Here is a 14,960-nt window from a genome sequence, read left to right as displayed (position 1 = left end):
CCATGACCGCCTTGACCTTTCGCTACGTCGCGCACACCGACACGGGTCTGCGCCGTTCCGCCAACCAGGACTCCGGCTACGCCAGCCCCCGCCTCCTGGTCATCGCCGACGGCATGGGCGGCGCCGCCGCCGGCGACCTCGCCTCGTCCGAGGTCATGCACATCATCCGCGAGCTCGACCGCGACGACCTCGACACCGACGCGATGGCGGCGCTCGAGGAGGCCGTCACCAAGGCCAACGCGCGGCTCGGCGACCTCATCACCGAGGATCCCGCCGTCGAGGGCATGGGCACGACGCTCGACGCGCTGCTCTGGGACGGTGAGAAGTTCGCCTTCGCTCACATCGGCGACTCGCGGGTCTACCGGCTGCGTGGTGGCGAGCTCACCCAGATCAGCCAGGACCACACGTTCGTCCAGAGCCTGATCGACGAGGGCCGCATCTCGCCGGCCGAGGCGCGGGTCCACCCGCACCGCTCGCTCATCCTTCGGGCGATGCTCGGCCGCGACGACAACGGTGCCGACCTCAGCTGGGTCCAGCCGATGCTGGGTGACCGCTACCTGCTCTGCAGCGACGGACTCACCGACATGGTCACCGACGAGGTCATCCGCGGCGCCCTGCTCGCCGAGACGATCGACATGGCCGCGACCGAGCTCGTACGCCTCGCGCTCGAGGCCGGCGGCTACGACAACGTCACCGTCGTGATCGGGGAGTTCGTCGAGGCCGGCACCCCCCCGGACGACCGGTTGTCCTCCTCCGACGGTCAGCCCCAGCTCGTGGGCGCCGCTTCCGGCCAGGCGCGACCGCGCACCGGCAAGGGCTCGAGCGGCAGCGACTCGGCCACCGCGTCGAGCTCCTCGACCTACGATCCCGAAGAGCTCCGCTACGCGCCACGGCCGCCGAGCCGCCGTCGGTGGATCCGGTGGGCGGCGGCGTTCGCGCTGGTGGCGCTGATCCTCGGAGCCGGTGGCGCGTGGGCCTACAACTGGTCGCAGACGCAGTACTTCGTGGCCGCCCAGGACGGCAAGGTCACGATCTTCAAGGGCGTGCAGGCGGACATCCCCGGCATCACCCTCCAGCACGTCGAGCAGGTCACCGACGTCGAGCTCGAGACGCTTCCGACGTTCCGCCGCCAGCAGGTCGAGGCCGGCATCGAGGCGTCCAGCAAGGCCGATGCCGAGGAGACCGTCGCCGAGCTCGACCAGCTCGCGGTCCAGCCGACCCCGACACCGACCAAGCCCACCCCCAAGCCGACGCCGACCAAGACCCGGTCGACGGCATCGAACGCCTCATGGCAGCGATGACGTCAGAGAGCTGGGTTCCCCGCAAGCGGCGGGGAGCCGAGTTCTTCCTGACCGTGCTCGCAGTCTTCATCGGCATCGCCGCCTACGCCTCGGTGGGCCTCGGTGCCGAGGGCACGATCCCCGCCGACACCTACAAGCTGGGCGGGGCGCTCATCGTCGTCGCCGTCGCGACGCACCTGATCGTGCGCCGTGTCGCGCCCTACGCCGACCCGGTGCTGCTGCCGCTCGTCATCGCGCTCAACGGCCTCGGCCTCGCGATGATCTATCGGCTCGACCTCGGACGGCAGCAGATCAGTCCCGACCGCGCCGCGTTCGCCAACTCCCAGCTCGTCTGGACTGCGGTCGGCATCGCCGCGTTCGCCGGCATCCTCGTGCTGGTCCGCGACCACAGACGGCTGCAGACGCTGACCTACACGTTCGGTGTCGCGGCCATCGGCCTGCTGATCCTCCCGCTGCTGCCCTACTTCGGCCGGACGATCAACGGCGCTCGGATCTGGGTCAACTTCGGCCCGTTCAGCTTCCAGCCCGGTGAGGCCGCCAAGGTGTGCCTGGCGATCTTCTTCGCCGGCTACCTCGTCGTCAAGCGCGACGCCCTCGCCCTGGCCGGGCGCCGGATCATGGGCATCGACCTGCCGCGCGGCCGCGACCTCGGGCCGATTCTGGCGGGCTGGCTGATCAGCGTCGGGATCTTGGTGTTCCAACGCGATCTCGGGTCGTCGTTGCTGTTCTTCGGGCTGTTCGTGGTGATGCTCTACGTCGCCACCGAGCGCCCCGGCTGGCTCGTCGTGGGTGCGCTGCTGTTCGGCGGCGGCGCCTACTTCGGCTATCTCGCGTTCTCGCACGTACGGGTCCGCTTCGACGCCTGGCTCGACCCGTTCTCCGACCCCGACCGCAACGGCCAGATCATCAACGGCCTGTTCGGGCTCGCGCACGGCGGCATCCTCGGCAAGGGCCTGGGCCAGGGCAGCCCCCAGATGACTCCCTACTCGTTCTCGGACTTCATCGCCGCGTCGATGGGTGAGGAGCTCGGGCTGACCGGGCTCATGGCGATCATCCTGATCTACGGGCTCATCGTCGAGCGGGGACTGCGCATCTCGCTCACGTGCCGCGACGCCTTCGGCAAGCTCCTGGCCGCCGGGCTCGCCTTCTCGTTCGCCCTGCAGGTCTTCGTCGTCATCGGCGGCGTCACCCGGCTCATCCCGCTGACCGGGCTGACCACGCCGTTCATGGCCCAAGGCGGCTCGTCGGTCGTCATGAACTGGGCCATCATCGGGCTGCTGCTGCGCATCAGCGACCAGACCCGCCGTCCCGCTCCCGAGATCTCCACTTTCGCCAGCGACGAGGAGACCCAGGTGGTGAAGCTGTCGTGAACCGCCCGATCCGCAACATCGCCATCGCCTGCCTCGTGCTGTTCGCGGCCCTGCTGCTCAACATCAACTACGTCCAGTTCGTCGAGGCCGACAGCCTCAACGACCGCAGCGGCAACCGCCGCGTCATCGACGAGGAGTTCTCCCGCGACCGGGGCGCGATCCTGGTCGATGGCGAACCGATCGCCGAGAGCGTCAAGTCCAAGGACGAGTACAAGTTCCAGCGGCGCTATCCCGACGGTGGGCTCTACGCACCGCTGACCGGTTCGTTCTCCTACATCTACGGCCCCAGCGCGCTCGAGAACTCGCAGAACGGGGTGCTGTCCGGCAGCGACAACCGGCTGTTCGTCAATCGCGTCGTCGACCTGGTCTCCAACAAGCAGCCCAAGGGCGGCAGCGTCGAGCTGACGATCGATCCGCTCGCGCAGAAGGCCGCGGCCGAGGGGCTCCAACGGCTCGGCAAGGACACCAAGGGGGCCGTCGTCGCGCTCGATCCGCAGAGCGGCGCCGTCCTGGCGATGGTGAGCCAGCCGTCCTACAACCCCAACCGGCTGGCCAGTCACGACTTCGACGCCGTGGTCGACGCCTACGAGGCCTACAACAAGGACGAGGACCGGCCGCTGCTCAACCGCACGACGCAGCAGACGCTGCCGCCCGGCTCGACGTTCAAGCTCGTCACGGCCGCGGCAGCGCTCGAGAACGGTGTCGTCGACGACATCGACGACCGCATCAAGGCCGGCTCACGCCTGACCTTCCCGGGCATCGACTACTCGTTGCCCAACGAGAACGGCGGCAACTGCGGCGGCGACCGCATCACGTTCGAGCAGGCCGTCAACGTCTCGTGCAACGTGTCGTTCGGAGCCCTTGCCGGCCGGATCGGTCAGGACAAGCTCGACGCCCAGGCAGCCAAGTTCGGCTTCGGCACCGATCCGCTCGACGGCCTGGCCGGGGACCCCAGCCGCTTCACCGTGGGTGAGAACAAGCTGGAGGCGCCGCAGCTCGCCCAGTCCGGCATCGGCCAGTTCGAGGTCGCGGCCACGCCGCTGCAGATGGCCATGGTCTCTGCGGGCATCGCCAACGACGGCGACGTCATGAAGCCCTACATCGTCAAGACCGTGCGATCGCCCAACCTCCGGGTGCTCGACCGGGCGCAGCCCGAGCGCCTGAGCCAAGCCATGAGCGGTTCCAACTCCGAGAAGCTCCGCGACATGATGGTCAGCACCGTGACCCGGGGCACCGCCACGTCGGCGCAGATCCCGGGGGTGGACGTCGGCGCCAAGACCGGCACGGCCCAGTCGACACCCGACCGCCCGCCGTACGCGTGGTTCGTCTCGTTCGCCCCGGCGAACGACCCCAAGGTCGCCGTCGCCGTGCTGGTCGAGTCGAGCGACACCGCCCGCGACGAGATCGCCGGCGGCCGCCTGGCCGGCCCCATCGCGCGGTCCGTCATGGAAGCGGTGCTGGGCAAGTGAGCACCAGCCTCGTGAGTCCACGGGCGCAGCTGGCGCCGACATGCCCTCGTGCAGGCAGCAACACGACCGCACCGACAAGTCTGGGAGACTGACACCATGACCGAATCCGGCGACGAGACCATCCGCCTGGGCGACCGCTACGAGCTCGGCGGCCTGCTCGGACGCGGCGGCATGGCCGACGTACGTGTCGGTCGCGACCTGCGGCTCGGGCGAACCGTCGCCGTCAAGCAGCTGCGCGGCGACCTGGCGGCGGACGACACGTTCCAGGCCCGCTTCCGCCGGGAGGCGCAGTCGTCGGCGGCGCTCAACCACCCGTCGATCGTCGCGGTCTACGACACCGGCGAGTCGATCGACAAGCACGGCAGCCACGTGCCCTACATCGTCATGGAGTACGTCGAGGGCCAGACGCTGCGCGACATCCTGCGTGGCGCCGAGAACGGTCGCAAGATCCTGCCCGAGCGCGCACTGTCGATCACGGCCGACGTGCTGAGCGCCCTCGACTACAGCCACCGTTCGGGCATCATCCACCGCGACATCAAGCCCGCCAACGTCATGCTGACGCCGTCAGGCCAGGTCAAGGTCATGGACTTCGGCATCGCCCGCGCCATTGCCGACACCTCGTCCGCCATGACCCAGACCGCTGCCGTCATCGGCACGGCACAGTACCTCTCGCCCGAGCAGGCGCGCGGCGAGACCGTCGACGCCCGCAGCGACATCTACTCCACGGGCTGCCTGCTCTACGAGCTCCTCACCGGGCGCCCGCCGTTCGTCGGCGACAGCCCGGTGTCGGTGGCCTACCAGCACGTGCGTGAGGAGGCCCGGCCGCCGTCGCAGCTCAACCCCGAGGTGAGCGCCGCGGTCGACAACATCGTCGCGAAGTCCCTCGCCAAGCGCGTCGAGGACCGCTACCAAAGCGCCGCGGACATGCGCAAGGACATCGACCGCGTGCTGGCCGGACAGGACGTCGAGGCCCCGGCGGCCGCGACCGCGGTCGTCGGAGGCACGGCGGTCGCCGCTGCGGCGCCCGTCCTTCCCGTGGCCGGCGGCGCGCGTCGCGCCGAGCCCGACCCCGACGAGGACGACGAGACCGAGAACCGGGCCAAGTGGTGGATCATCGGTGCGATCGCCGTGCTGCTCCTGGCCGGCATCGCGTACGCGATCTACCAGGCGACCGACTCGCCCGACGCCCCGCCGCAGGTCACCGTGCCGGACGTGACCGGCCGGTCCGTCGAGGCCGCGCAGCGCATCCTCGAGCGCGAGAAGCTCGTCGTGGACGGTGAGCCCGAGCAGCGAGCCAGCGAGGACGTCGAGAAGGGTCTCGTCATCGAGACCGATCCACCCAAGGGCGAGGAAGTGGCGGAGGGGGACTCCGTCACCCTGATCGTGAGCGCCGGTCCGGAACAGGTCGAGATCCCGACCCTGCAGGGACTGCCGTTCGACGAGGCCAAGGACAACCTCGAGGCCAAGGGCCTCCGGGTCAAGAAGGTCTTCCAGGACAGCGACGTGCCGCGCAACCAGGTGATCAACAGCAACCCGCCGGCCGGCGATCAGGTCGACGTCGGCACGGAGGTCAGGCTGATCGTGTCCAAGGGCCAGGTGACCGTCCCCAACCTCGTCGGGCAGAACATCGACGACGCCACCAAGGCGCTGGAGGACCTCGGGCTCAAGGTGACGACCACCGACGATCCAGCGGCCCAGGCTCCCGAGGGCACCGTGACCGCCCAGAACGTGGCGCCCAACGAGAAGGTGTCGCCCGGCACGACGATCCAGCTGACGGTCTCCACCAACACGGGGACCGACACCGATCCCGGTGGCGAGGACGCTGACGCCGATGGTGCCGGGCTGCTCGGCACCGAGGGCGACACCGACGGCGGCTAGTCCGTCGCCTTTGCGTAGCGCAGGCTGACCGTGCCGGCGTACGCCTCGGCCTTGACCCGGTCGACGTCCTCGATCTCGAGGCCGAGCTGGTAGTCGGGGTTGTTGGCGTACTCCGCGTAGGTGATGGTCGCGGCCGACGAGTTGATCGCCGCGTTCATCGTGGCGGAGTCGCCGATCGCCTCGATGACGTAAGGCGGGGAGTACGGCACGCCGTCGAGGACGACCGTCGCCCCGACGCACTTGATGCCGGTCGTGGAGATCAGACGCTGCCCCTGCAGCGTCACGGCGTCAGCGCCACCGGCCCACAGCGCGTTGACGTACGCCTGGATGTCCTGCTGGTGCACGATCATCCGGGGATCGACGTCCTCGGACGACGTGAGCACCGACGGGGCATCCGTGAGGGTCACCCGGATGCCCGGTCCCTCGACTGCCGTGAGGCCGGTCGGCTCCTCGAGGTCCTTGACCCGGGCGCTCAGCTTCTTGATCGTGGCGCTCGAGACGCTCTCGGACAGCTGGTCGATCGCGCTGCGCAGGTCGCGCGCGCGATCACGTCGTTCGTCGACGCGATTCCTGCGCTCCTCGGCCAAGGAGGCCGGATCGCCGCCGGACGGCCGGAGGTCGATGCCCCCCGCGCTGACCGACGCGGCGACGAAGAGAAATCCGGTGAACACGAAGATCGTGAACACGGCGAGGGGCCAGCTCTGACGGGCGTGCGCCCCTGTCTTCGCCATGCCGGAGTCCTCCTCAGTCGATGGCCTAGGCTATCCGAGAGCACCTACCGATGCGGGCCAGCCCGCAGCAACCATCCGGAGACGTCGTGGCGAAAGACAAGGCCCCCAAGGCACCGAAACCCCAGAAGATCGGCAACCGCTGGGCAGGTCCCGCGATGGTCATCTCGGGCATCATCGGCCTGATCTGGATCGTGGTCTTCTACACCCTGAGCAACCAGGACATCGACTACCCGTCGTTCCTGCAGTGGTACGCCGACCTCAACAGCTGGAACCTCGTGATCGGGATGGGCTTCATCGTGGCGGCCTTCGGCTTCGCCATGAAGTGGGAGTGAGAGTTACACCGGTGTAGTTGTCCACACCTGTGTGCACAGCTGTTGATAATCACATGGGTGTAACTCCGACCCTGTGGACTACAGCAGCTGGTTGCTTCGGACGACGATCGTCGCGACCATCGCGATCCACAGGGCCGCGAAGGTCAGGGCCTGTACGAGCTGCTTGCGGTCCCGCGGCGCGTACGCGAAGGCGAGCCCGAGCAGGCACCCCACGACGAAGCCGCCGAGGTGGCCCTGCCAGCTGATGTTGGCACGCAGGCTGAGCACGGCGTTGATCGCCAGGAGCACCAGGAGCGTCGTCACGTCCTGCTTGGCCTTGAGCAGCAGGATCAGCGCCATGCCGAACAGGCCGAAGACTGCGCCGGAGGCGCCGATCGTCGCGGTGGTCGGCTCGGTCAGCACGAAGACGAACACCGAGGCGAAGACCGCCATCGTGACGTACGCCGCGATGAACCGCCAGGTGCCGAGTGCCCGCTCGATGTACGGCCCGAAGAGATAGAGCGCGTACATGTTGAAGGCGAGGTGCAGCACGTCGGCGTGCAGGAAGGCCGAGGTCAGGAGCCGCCAGTAGTCGCCGTCGGCGACGACGTAGCCCTGCATGGCGCCGTTCTGGAAGATGTCGCCGGTCCTGTTGCCGGTCGCGACCTGCAGCAGGAACGCCACGACGTTGATGCCGATCAGGACCATCGACACGATCCCGTCGCGCCCGGACACCGCGCCGCCGGCCAGCGTGCGCGGTGCCCGTACGGACTTGGCACCTTCGGTGACGCACGACGGGCACTGGAAGCCCACCGAGGCGTCGTTCATGCACTCCGGACAGATCAGCCGCTCACAGCGCTGGCACGAGATGTAGGCCTCGCGGTCAGGATGCCGGTAGCAGCGGTAGTCCGAAGCGGGGAGGTTCACGCCTCGCGACGCTCGATCGTCAGCTTCTCGATGACGACGGGCTCGACGGGGCGGTCGAAGCCGTCCGTCGCGGTCGCGCCGATGGCATCGACGACGGCCTTGCTGTCGGCGTCGACGACCTCACCGAAGATCGTGTGCTTGCGGTTGAGCCAGTCGGTCGGCACGAGGGTGATGAAGAACTGCGAGCCGTTGGTGCCGGGTCCGGCGTTGGCCATCGCGAGCAGGTAGGGCTTGTTGAACTGCAGGTCCGGGTGGAACTCGTCCTCGAACTCGTAGCCAGGACCGCCGGTGCCGGTCCCGAGCGGGTCGCCGCCCTGCAGCATGAAGTTGGGGATGATGCGGTGGAAGCCGAGGCCGTCGTAGAACGGCTTGTTGGAGATCTGGCCGGTTGCCGGATCGATCCAATCCTTGGTGCCCTCGGCAAGGCCGACGAAGTTGTCGACCGTCTTGGGAGCGTGGTTGGGGAAGAGCTCCACGACGATGGTGCCGTGGTTGGTCGTGAAGGTCGCGATGAGCTGCGAGGCCACAGGGGGATTCCTTTCGGTTGCTGGGGCCCATCTTTTCATGCGCAGCCAAGACCGCCGCGCCCCCGGTCCGGCGGGCCCGCGGCGCTTCAGACGACTATCGTGACCCGCATGTCGCCGTCCGATAAGAGACATCCCGTCCGGAAGATCCTCCTGCTCGCGCTGGTCGCCGGCGCCGTCGTGGCCGTGCGCAACGCGGTCGCGGACAAGGGCGGCTCGTACGGCCCCACCGAGCCGGGCCCACGCTGATGGGGGTCGACGTGGAGCACACCGACAGCGGGGTCACGGTGCTGACGTTCAGTGCGCCGCCGGTCAATCTCTACTCGCTCGAGCTGCACGACGAGCTGGATCGCGCGCTCGACGAGGTCGAGGCGTCCCCACCTCGCGCGTTGCTGATCCGCGCCGAGGGCAAGCTGGTCTCCGGCGGCGTCGACGTCGCCCAGTTCCACGCGCGCAAGACGAAGGCCGACACCCAGCAGCTGTACGACCGGATGATCGAGCTGCCGAACCGCATCGACGCGCTGCCGTTCCCGACGATCTTCGCCGCGCACGCGTTGACCTTGACCTGGGCGTTCGAGGTCGCCCTCGCCTGCGATCTCGTCCTGGCGTCCGAGAAGGCGAAGTTCGGCCTGGTCGAACGCGTCATCGGACTGACTCCGACGATGGGCGGCACGCAGCGTCTGGCCGCCCGTGCGGGCGTCGGCCGGGCCAAGGAGCTCGTCTTCACCGGCGACCTCTACGACGCCTCGACGTTGGAGCGGTGGAACGTCGTCAACCGGGTCCTGCCGGTCGATGGGTTCGACGATGCCGTGACGGCCTTCGTCGACCAGCTCGCGGCCGGTCCGACCCGTGCGTTCGGCGCGGCCAAGGACGTCCTGCGTCACTTCGAGGCCGGGGGAGTCCCCGAGGCCAACGCCCACGTCACGACGATCGCGGCAGAGCTGTTCGAGACCGACGACCTGCAGCGCGGCATGGAGTCGTTCCTGCGTGACGGCCCGGGCCAGGCGACGTTCACCGGCCGGTAGGCCCCGGCTGTCAGACGGTGGAGCGGTCCGCCCCGCGCACGGCCTTGGTGGTGCGGCGCTCGGCCCAGAAGCTCACGAACGGGATCGTGGCCAGCAGCATCGTGGTGATCGTGAAGGCCGGCTTCCAACGATTGCGCTGGGACAGGATCGCGATGAGCACGAGCAGGCCCATGAAGAGCAGGCCGTGGACCTGGTCGATCACGGTGATCAGGCCGTCGTTGCGGTTCCACCACGACTGCTCATCGGTCGTCCGCTGCAGGACGGCGGCCGCGACGACGAACAACAGGTTGAGCCCGACGATCGTCGCAACCACCTGGTAGGGACGCAGCGGGCCGGAGGAATTGCTCACGGCGTCAGGCTACCTTCGGGCTCGAAGCTGCGACGCTCTCGGTCGCCATCCGCCACCACATGAACAGCGCGAACGCGCCGAACACCCACCACTGCAGCGCGTACGCCAGGTTGCGCAGGCCCACGGTCCACGAGACGTCACCCGGCTGCGGCGGCGGCACCAGGTCGAGCCCGCCGGCCGCCGAGGTGCTCGTGCTGATCGCGAAGCCGGAGTAGAGGTCGTACGGCAGCTCGTTGGTCAGGGCCGGGATGCGCACCGAGCCGATCTCGCGGCGGTCGGGGTCGTACGTCGTCCCGCCGGCCTCGCCCTGCTCGAGCACGGCGTCGATCGCCACCTCTCCGGCGGGCACGGCGGGGAGATCCGTCGGCTCTGGTGCCCAGCCGCGGACGACCAGCAACGCGCGGTCGTCGCCGTCGACCAGGAACGGGGCCAGCAGCCAGGCTCCGGTGCGGCCGTCCTGCTCCTTGCCGGTCACCCACACCTGGTCCGACGCCGGCGCGAAGGCGCCCTTCGCCGACACCGGACGGTGGTTGAGCTTCCCGGTGAACGGCTCGTCCGGGCCCCACACGCTGGACAGCGCGACCCGCGGGACCTCGCGCTTGTCAGCCTGCTCGTGCTCCTGGCGCGAGTCGTAGGCACCGAGCTGCCACAGCCCCATGAAGACGCAGAACGCGACCGCGACGACACCGAACACGTGCAGGCCGACGAGCCCCGGCCTCAGCCACGACCTCGCCGAACCACCGCTCACTTCGTGAAGGGGACGACGTCCGGGTAGAGCGGGAAGCGCTCGGCCAGCACGGTCACCCGCTTGCGCAGTCCCTCGGTGTCGACGTCGCCCGGCAGCAGGGCCGCGGCGATGATGTCGGCGACCTCGGTGAACTCCTCGGCACCGAAGCCGCGGGTCGCGAGCGCCGGGGTGCCGATGCGCAGGCCCGACGTCACCATCGGCGGACGGGGATCGTTGGGCACGGCATTGCGGTTGACGGTGATGCCCACCTCGTGGAGCCGGTCCTCGGCCTGCTGGCCGTCCAGCTCGGAGTCACGCAGGTCGACCAGCACCAGGTGCACGTCGGTGCCCCCGGTGAGGACGTTGACGCCGGCGGCGCGGGTGTCGGCCGCGACGAGGCGTTCGGCGAGGATCTTCGCGCCCTCGATCGTCCGCTCCTGGCGTTCCTTGAACTCCGGCTCGAGGGCCATCTTGAACGCGACGGCCTTGGCCGCGATGACGTGCTCGAGCGGACCACCCTGCTGGCCGGGAAAGACCGCCGACCGCATCTTCTTGGCGATGTCCTCGTCGTTCGTCAGGATCGCGCCGCCGCGCGGACCGCCGAGGGTCTTGTGCGTCGTGGTCGTGACGATGTGCGCGTGAGGCAGCGGGCTGGGGTGCAGACCCGCGGCCACCAGGCCCGCGAAGTGCGCCATGTCGACCCACAGCTTGGCGCCGACCTCGTCGGCGATCTCGCGGAACTGCGCGAAGTCGAGCTGACGCGGGTACGCCGACCAGCCGGCGATGATGACCGTCGGCTGGTGCTCGTGCGCGAGCGCCCGGACCTCGTCCATGTCGACGAGACCCGTCTCCGGCACCACGTGGTAGGCGACGGGCCGGTAGAGCTTGCCCGAGAAGTTGAGCTTCATGCCGTGCGTCAGGTGGCCGCCGTTGGCGAGGTCGAGGCCCAGGATCGTGTCGCCGGCCGTCGCAATGGCGTGCAGCGCAGCGGCGTTCGCGGTCGCGCCCGAGTGCGGCTGGACGTTGGCGTAGCCGGCGTCGAACAGCTGCTTGAGCCGGTCGATCGCGATCGTCTCGACCTGATCGACGAACTCGCAGCCGCCGTAGTAGCGCTTGCCCGGATAGCCCTCGGCGTACTTGTTGGTGAGCACGCTGCCCTGAGCCTCGAGCGAGGCGACGGGGGCGAAGTTCTCCGACGCGATCATCTCGAGCGTGGACTGCTGACGGTGCAGCTCGGCGTCCAGAAGCGCAGCGACGTCAGGGTCGAACTCGGCGAGATGCTGGTTGTGGCTCATGCTGCCCAGCGTATCGCCCGGCGCCTCGCACAGGGTCCTCGGCATTGCAGCCCGGACGGCCGTTCGGTAACCAAAATGCAATCTTGCGCGTCGGTCACGGCCCCACGGGCGCGTGTAGCGTGCGGAAAGGCTCGGTCCCATCATGTGGACAATCCCGCCGCGACCACGCGTTGCGGCTCGACTCGTAGGAGAGCAATGAAGAACTTCCGTCGAGGAACCGCGATCATCGCGGCCTCTGCGCTCGCCGGCATCACGCTGGCCGCGTGTGGACAAAGCAAGGACGACGGCGGGGACTCCGGTTCCGGCATCGTCGTCGGCACCACGGACAAGGTCGTCTCGATCGACCCGGCCGGCTCGTACGACAACGGCTCGCTCAACGTCCAGACGCAGGTCTACCAGTACCTGCTGAACTTCCCGGCCGGCAGCACCGAGCTCACGCCGGACGCCGCCGAGAAGTGCGACTTCGACACCGAGGACCCCACCAAGTACGTCTGCACGATGAAGGACGGGCTGAAGTTCGCCAACGGCAACGAGCTCACCGCCTCCGACGTGGTGTTCTCCTACACCCGCATCGGCAAGATCAACGACCCCAACGGCCCCGCCTCGCTCCTGGGTGCCATGAAGTCGGTCGAGGCCACGGACGACAAGACCGTGACCTTCACGCTGAACGCGGCCAACGACCAGACGTTCCCGCAGGTGCTGGTGACGTCGGCCGGCCCGATCGTCGACGAGGAGACCTACCCCGCCGACAAGGTCCTCGATGACGACGCTGCGGTCAAGGCCAACGGCTTCTCGGGTCCGTACACGATCTCCAAGTACTCCAAGAACCAGCTCGCCGAGTTCAAGGCCAACCCCGACTACGACGGGACCTACGGCAAGGCCCAGACCAAGACGGTCACGATGAAGTACGAGGCCAAGCCCGAGAACCTCAAGCTCGACATCCAGAACAAGGACGTCGACGTCGCCTACCGGTCGCTCACTCCGACCGACATCGCCGACCTGGAGAAGGAAGACGGGCTCACGGTCCACAACGGGCCCGGCGGCGAGCTGCGCTACATCACGTTCAACCTGAAGACCATGCCCGGCGACGATCCTGAGCAGAAGCTCGCGATCCGCAAGGCGATGGCCTCGTCGGTCGACCGTGCCGAGCTCGCGAGCCAGGTCTACAAGGACACGTTCACCCCGGCCTACTCGATGGTGCCGGACGGACAGGTCGGCGCGACCGAGTCGTTCAAGGACGCCTACGGCGAGACGGCTGACAAGGCCGCCGCCAAGAAGTTCCTCGACGACGCCGGCGTGAAGACCCCGGTCACGATCAAGCTGCAGTACAACCCCGACCACTACGGCTCCAGCTCCGCCGAGGAGTACGCCGCGGTCAAGCGTCAGCTCGAGGCCACCGACCTGTTCAAGGTCGACCTCCAGTCGACGGAGTGGGTGACGTACTCCGAGGAGTACCCGGCCGACGCCTACCCGGTGTTCCAGCTGGGCTGGTTCCCGGACTTCCCGGACGCCGACAACTACCTGTCGCCGTTCCTCTCGCCGTACAGCAAGGACAAGAGCGGCAACTTCACCAACTCGCACTACAACGAGGAGGGCACGGACTTCGAGGACAAGGAGATGTCCAAGCTCCTCGACGCCGAACGGACCGAGAGCGACAAGGCCGCCCGCGAGGCGACCCTGAAGGAGATCCAGGACCGCCTCGCGGACCAGGTTCCCTACCTGCCGCTGCTGACCGGCTCGCAGGTTGCGATCGCGACCGACGAGATCAAGGGTGTCAAGGACACGCTCGACCCGTCGTTCAAGTTCCGATTCACCTCGCTGACGAAGTGACACCGTGAAGAGGGGCGGGCCCGTGACGGGCCCGCCCCTCTTCCGTATGTTTGTCGATCGAACGGTCCTCGAGCCTGTCGAGAGGACCCGGCCCATGATCACGCCCCTCCGACAGGCTCAAGCAAGAAGAGGAACCGATGTCCACCGCCGAAGTCCTTGCGCCGTCCGAGCCGGCAGGGGAGTCAGCGCCGCGCCGCCGTGGCCCGCTGAGCCCGCTCGCTCGCTACCTGCTGGTCCGCCTCGCCCTCCTGATCCCCATGATCTGGGTGCTGGTGACGCTCGTGTTCGTCATGATGCGTGTCATCGGCGACCCGATCCAGGCCGCCCTCGGTGGGCGGCTCAACGCCGAGCAGATCGCTGAACGCAAGGCCGAGGCCGGCCTCGACCGGCCGATCCTGACGCAGTACTGGGAGTACATCAGCGGCCTGTTCCGCGGTGACTTCGGCACGACGCTCACCGACAACCGCAAGGTCTCCGAGATCTTGGTGACCAACGGGGCCGCGACGCTCGAGCTGGCGTTCTGGTCGCTGCTCGTCGCGTTCGCCGTCGGCATCCCGCTGGGCCGCATCGCCGCCCGATACCGCGACCGGACGCCCGACGTCGCGCTCCGGCTGTTCTCGATCCTGGTCTACGCCGCCCCGGTCTTCTTCGTGGGCCTGCTGCTCAAGCTCGCGTTCAGCCCCTTCGGCTGGCCGGCGTCCGGACGCGCCAGCGTCTCCAACGAGCTGACGCTCCTCGACGTCAACCCGCACACCAACATCATGATCGTGGACGCGCTGCTGTGGGGTGATCCCGCGATCATCGGCGACGTGCTCCAGCACGCCCTCCTGCCGGCGATCGCCCTCGGCCTGCTGACCGGCGGCGTGTTCCTGCGGCTCGTCCGCGTCAACCTCCTGCAGACCATGCGGATGGACTACGTCACCGCTGCCCGCGCCCGTGGCGTCTCCGAGCGCCGGGTCATGAACAAGCACGCCTTCCGCAACGCCCTGATCCCCGTCGTCACGGTCATGGGCATGCAGGTCGCCCTGCTGCTCGGCGGCGCGATCCTCACCGAGACGACCTTCGAGTGGAAGGGCCTCGGCTACAGCCTCTCGGAGTACCTCATCAAGCGTGACTTCCTCGCCGTGCAGGGCATCGTCACGGTCATCGCGTTGATCGTCGGAGCCATGAGCTTCCTCATCGACGTCATCATCGCGTTCGTCGATCCCCGAGTGAGGTTCTGA

At 68.4% G+C, this 14,960-nt stretch carries 15 protein-coding genes; 9 read left to right on the top strand and 6 right to left on the bottom strand.

The window, feature by feature from the left end:
- Nucleotides 1-2 precede the first annotated feature (2 nt).
- From AB0N22_RS12715 to pknB, 4 genes are all read left to right on the top strand, one after another.
- On the top strand, nt 3-1,301 hold the full coding sequence (locus AB0N22_RS12715; RefSeq protein ID WP_364640560.1) for a BofC C-terminal domain-containing protein: 1,299 nt from the start codon (nt 3-5) through the stop codon (nt 1,299-1,301).
- Nucleotides 1,298-2,671, top strand: a complete 1,374-nt coding sequence (locus tag AB0N22_RS12710; protein ID WP_364640558.1) for an FtsW/RodA/SpoVE family cell cycle protein — start codon at nt 1,298-1,300, stop codon at nt 2,669-2,671. Before AB0N22_RS12715 ends, AB0N22_RS12710 begins: the two co-directional genes overlap by 4 nt.
- Nucleotides 2,668-4,140, top strand: a complete 1,473-nt coding sequence (locus AB0N22_RS12705) for a penicillin-binding protein 2 (protein WP_364640556.1) — start codon at nt 2,668-2,670, stop codon at nt 4,138-4,140. Before AB0N22_RS12710 ends, AB0N22_RS12705 begins: the two co-directional genes overlap by 4 nt.
- Nucleotides 4,141-4,236: 96 nt before the next feature.
- Nucleotides 4,237-6,018 (top strand): Stk1 family PASTA domain-containing Ser/Thr kinase, encoded by a 1,782-nt coding sequence (gene pknB / locus AB0N22_RS12700; protein WP_364640554.1) that lies wholly within the window; start codon nt 4,237-4,239, stop codon nt 6,016-6,018.
- On the opposite strand, the gene AB0N22_RS12695 is transcribed toward pknB, so the two are convergent.
- Entirely contained in the window at nt 6,015-6,749 is a 735-nt protein-coding gene (locus AB0N22_RS12695) for a DUF881 domain-containing protein (protein WP_364640552.1), read from the bottom strand. The genes pknB and AB0N22_RS12695 overlap by 4 nt on opposite strands.
- Nucleotides 6,750-6,835: 86 nt before the next feature.
- On the opposite strand from AB0N22_RS12695, the gene AB0N22_RS12690 reads away from it, so the two are divergent.
- The gene (locus AB0N22_RS12690; protein ID WP_364640550.1) at nt 6,836-7,081 is read left to right on the top strand and encodes a cell division protein CrgA; all 246 of its coding nucleotides are present in this window, start codon (nt 6,836-6,838) and stop codon (nt 7,079-7,081) included.
- 78 nt (nt 7,082-7,159) lie between these two features.
- On the opposite strand, the gene AB0N22_RS12685 is transcribed toward AB0N22_RS12690, so the two are convergent.
- Nucleotides 7,160-7,987 (bottom strand): rhomboid family intramembrane serine protease, encoded by an 828-nt coding sequence (locus tag AB0N22_RS12685; protein WP_364640548.1) that lies wholly within the window; start codon nt 7,985-7,987, stop codon nt 7,160-7,162.
- Nucleotides 7,984-8,514, bottom strand: a complete 531-nt coding sequence (locus AB0N22_RS12680) for a peptidylprolyl isomerase (protein ID WP_364640546.1) — start codon at nt 8,512-8,514, stop codon at nt 7,984-7,986. Before AB0N22_RS12680 ends, AB0N22_RS12685 begins: the two co-directional genes overlap by 4 nt.
- 108 nt (nt 8,515-8,622) lie before the next feature.
- On the opposite strand from AB0N22_RS12680, the gene AB0N22_RS12675 reads away from it, so the two are divergent.
- The gene (locus AB0N22_RS12675; RefSeq protein ID WP_364640544.1) at nt 8,623-8,760 is read left to right on the top strand and encodes a hypothetical protein; all 138 of its coding nucleotides are present in this window, start codon (nt 8,623-8,625) and stop codon (nt 8,758-8,760) included.
- Nucleotides 8,761-8,771: 11 nt separating this feature from the next.
- Nucleotides 8,772-9,536, top strand: a complete 765-nt coding sequence (locus AB0N22_RS12670; RefSeq protein ID WP_364640542.1) for an enoyl-CoA hydratase/isomerase family protein — start codon at nt 8,772-8,774, stop codon at nt 9,534-9,536.
- A 10-nt stretch (nt 9,537-9,546) separates the two neighbouring features.
- Here the strand turns inward: AB0N22_RS12670 and AB0N22_RS12665 are convergent, their stop codons facing one another.
- The 3 genes from AB0N22_RS12665 to glyA are packed head-to-tail and all read right to left on the bottom strand — an operon-like array spanning nt 9,547 to nt 11,907.
- A complete protein-coding gene (locus AB0N22_RS12665) occupies nt 9,547-9,885 on the bottom strand; it encodes a DUF3817 domain-containing protein (protein WP_364640540.1) in 339 nt (112 codons plus the stop codon).
- A 4-nt stretch (nt 9,886-9,889) separates the two neighbouring features.
- The gene (locus AB0N22_RS12660; protein WP_364640537.1) at nt 9,890-10,633 is read right to left on the bottom strand and encodes an SURF1 family protein; all 744 of its coding nucleotides are present in this window, start codon (nt 10,631-10,633) and stop codon (nt 9,890-9,892) included.
- Entirely contained in the window at nt 10,630-11,907 is a 1,278-nt protein-coding gene (gene glyA, locus AB0N22_RS12655; protein ID WP_364640534.1) for a serine hydroxymethyltransferase, read from the bottom strand. The genes AB0N22_RS12660 and glyA overlap by 4 nt, the downstream gene beginning before the upstream one ends.
- Nucleotides 11,908-12,102: 195 nt before the next feature.
- On the opposite strand from glyA, the gene AB0N22_RS12650 reads away from it, so the two are divergent.
- Together AB0N22_RS12650 and AB0N22_RS12645 are read left to right on the top strand one after the other, a co-directional pair.
- The gene (locus AB0N22_RS12650; RefSeq protein ID WP_364640531.1) at nt 12,103-13,737 is read left to right on the top strand and encodes an ABC transporter substrate-binding protein; all 1,635 of its coding nucleotides are present in this window, start codon (nt 12,103-12,105) and stop codon (nt 13,735-13,737) included.
- Nucleotides 13,738-13,874: 137 nt separating this feature from the next.
- Nucleotides 13,875-14,960 carry an ABC transporter permease gene (locus AB0N22_RS12645; protein ID WP_364640528.1) on the top strand — a complete coding sequence of 362 codons (1,086 nt, stop codon included), beginning with the start codon at nt 13,875-13,877 and terminating at the stop codon, nt 14,958-14,960.

Source organism: Aeromicrobium sp. NPDC092404, assembly GCF_040684095.1.
In the GTDB taxonomy this organism is placed as follows: Bacteria; Actinomycetota; Actinomycetes; order Propionibacteriales; family Nocardioidaceae; genus Aeromicrobium.
The sequence above is the reverse complement of the archived record's forward strand: the minus strand, read 5'-3'. Positions and strand labels throughout refer to the sequence as shown.

Bases quoted from the DNA above. Each gene is read 5' to 3' on its own strand.
- AB0N22_RS12715 (WP_364640560.1), top strand. From the start codon at position 3: ATGACCGCCTTGACCTTTCGCTACGTCGCGCACACCGACACGGGTCTG.
- AB0N22_RS12710 (WP_364640558.1), top strand. From the start codon at position 1,298: ATGACGTCAGAGAGCTGGGTTCCCCGCAAGCGGCGGGGAGCCGAGTTC.
- pknB (WP_364640554.1), top strand. From the start codon at position 4,237: ATGACCGAATCCGGCGACGAGACCATCCGCCTGGGCGACCGCTACGAG.
- AB0N22_RS12695 (WP_364640552.1), bottom strand. From the start codon at position 6,749: ATGGCGAAGACAGGGGCGCACGCCCGTCAGAGCTGGCCCCTCGCCGTG.
- AB0N22_RS12675 (WP_364640544.1), top strand. From the start codon at position 8,623: ATGTCGCCGTCCGATAAGAGACATCCCGTCCGGAAGATCCTCCTGCTC.
- glyA (WP_364640534.1), bottom strand. From the start codon at position 11,907: ATGAGCCACAACCAGCATCTCGCCGAGTTCGACCCTGACGTCGCTGCG.
- AB0N22_RS12650 (WP_364640531.1), top strand. From the start codon at position 12,103: ATGAAGAACTTCCGTCGAGGAACCGCGATCATCGCGGCCTCTGCGCTC.
- AB0N22_RS12645 (WP_364640528.1), top strand. From the start codon at position 13,875: ATGTCCACCGCCGAAGTCCTTGCGCCGTCCGAGCCGGCAGGGGAGTCA.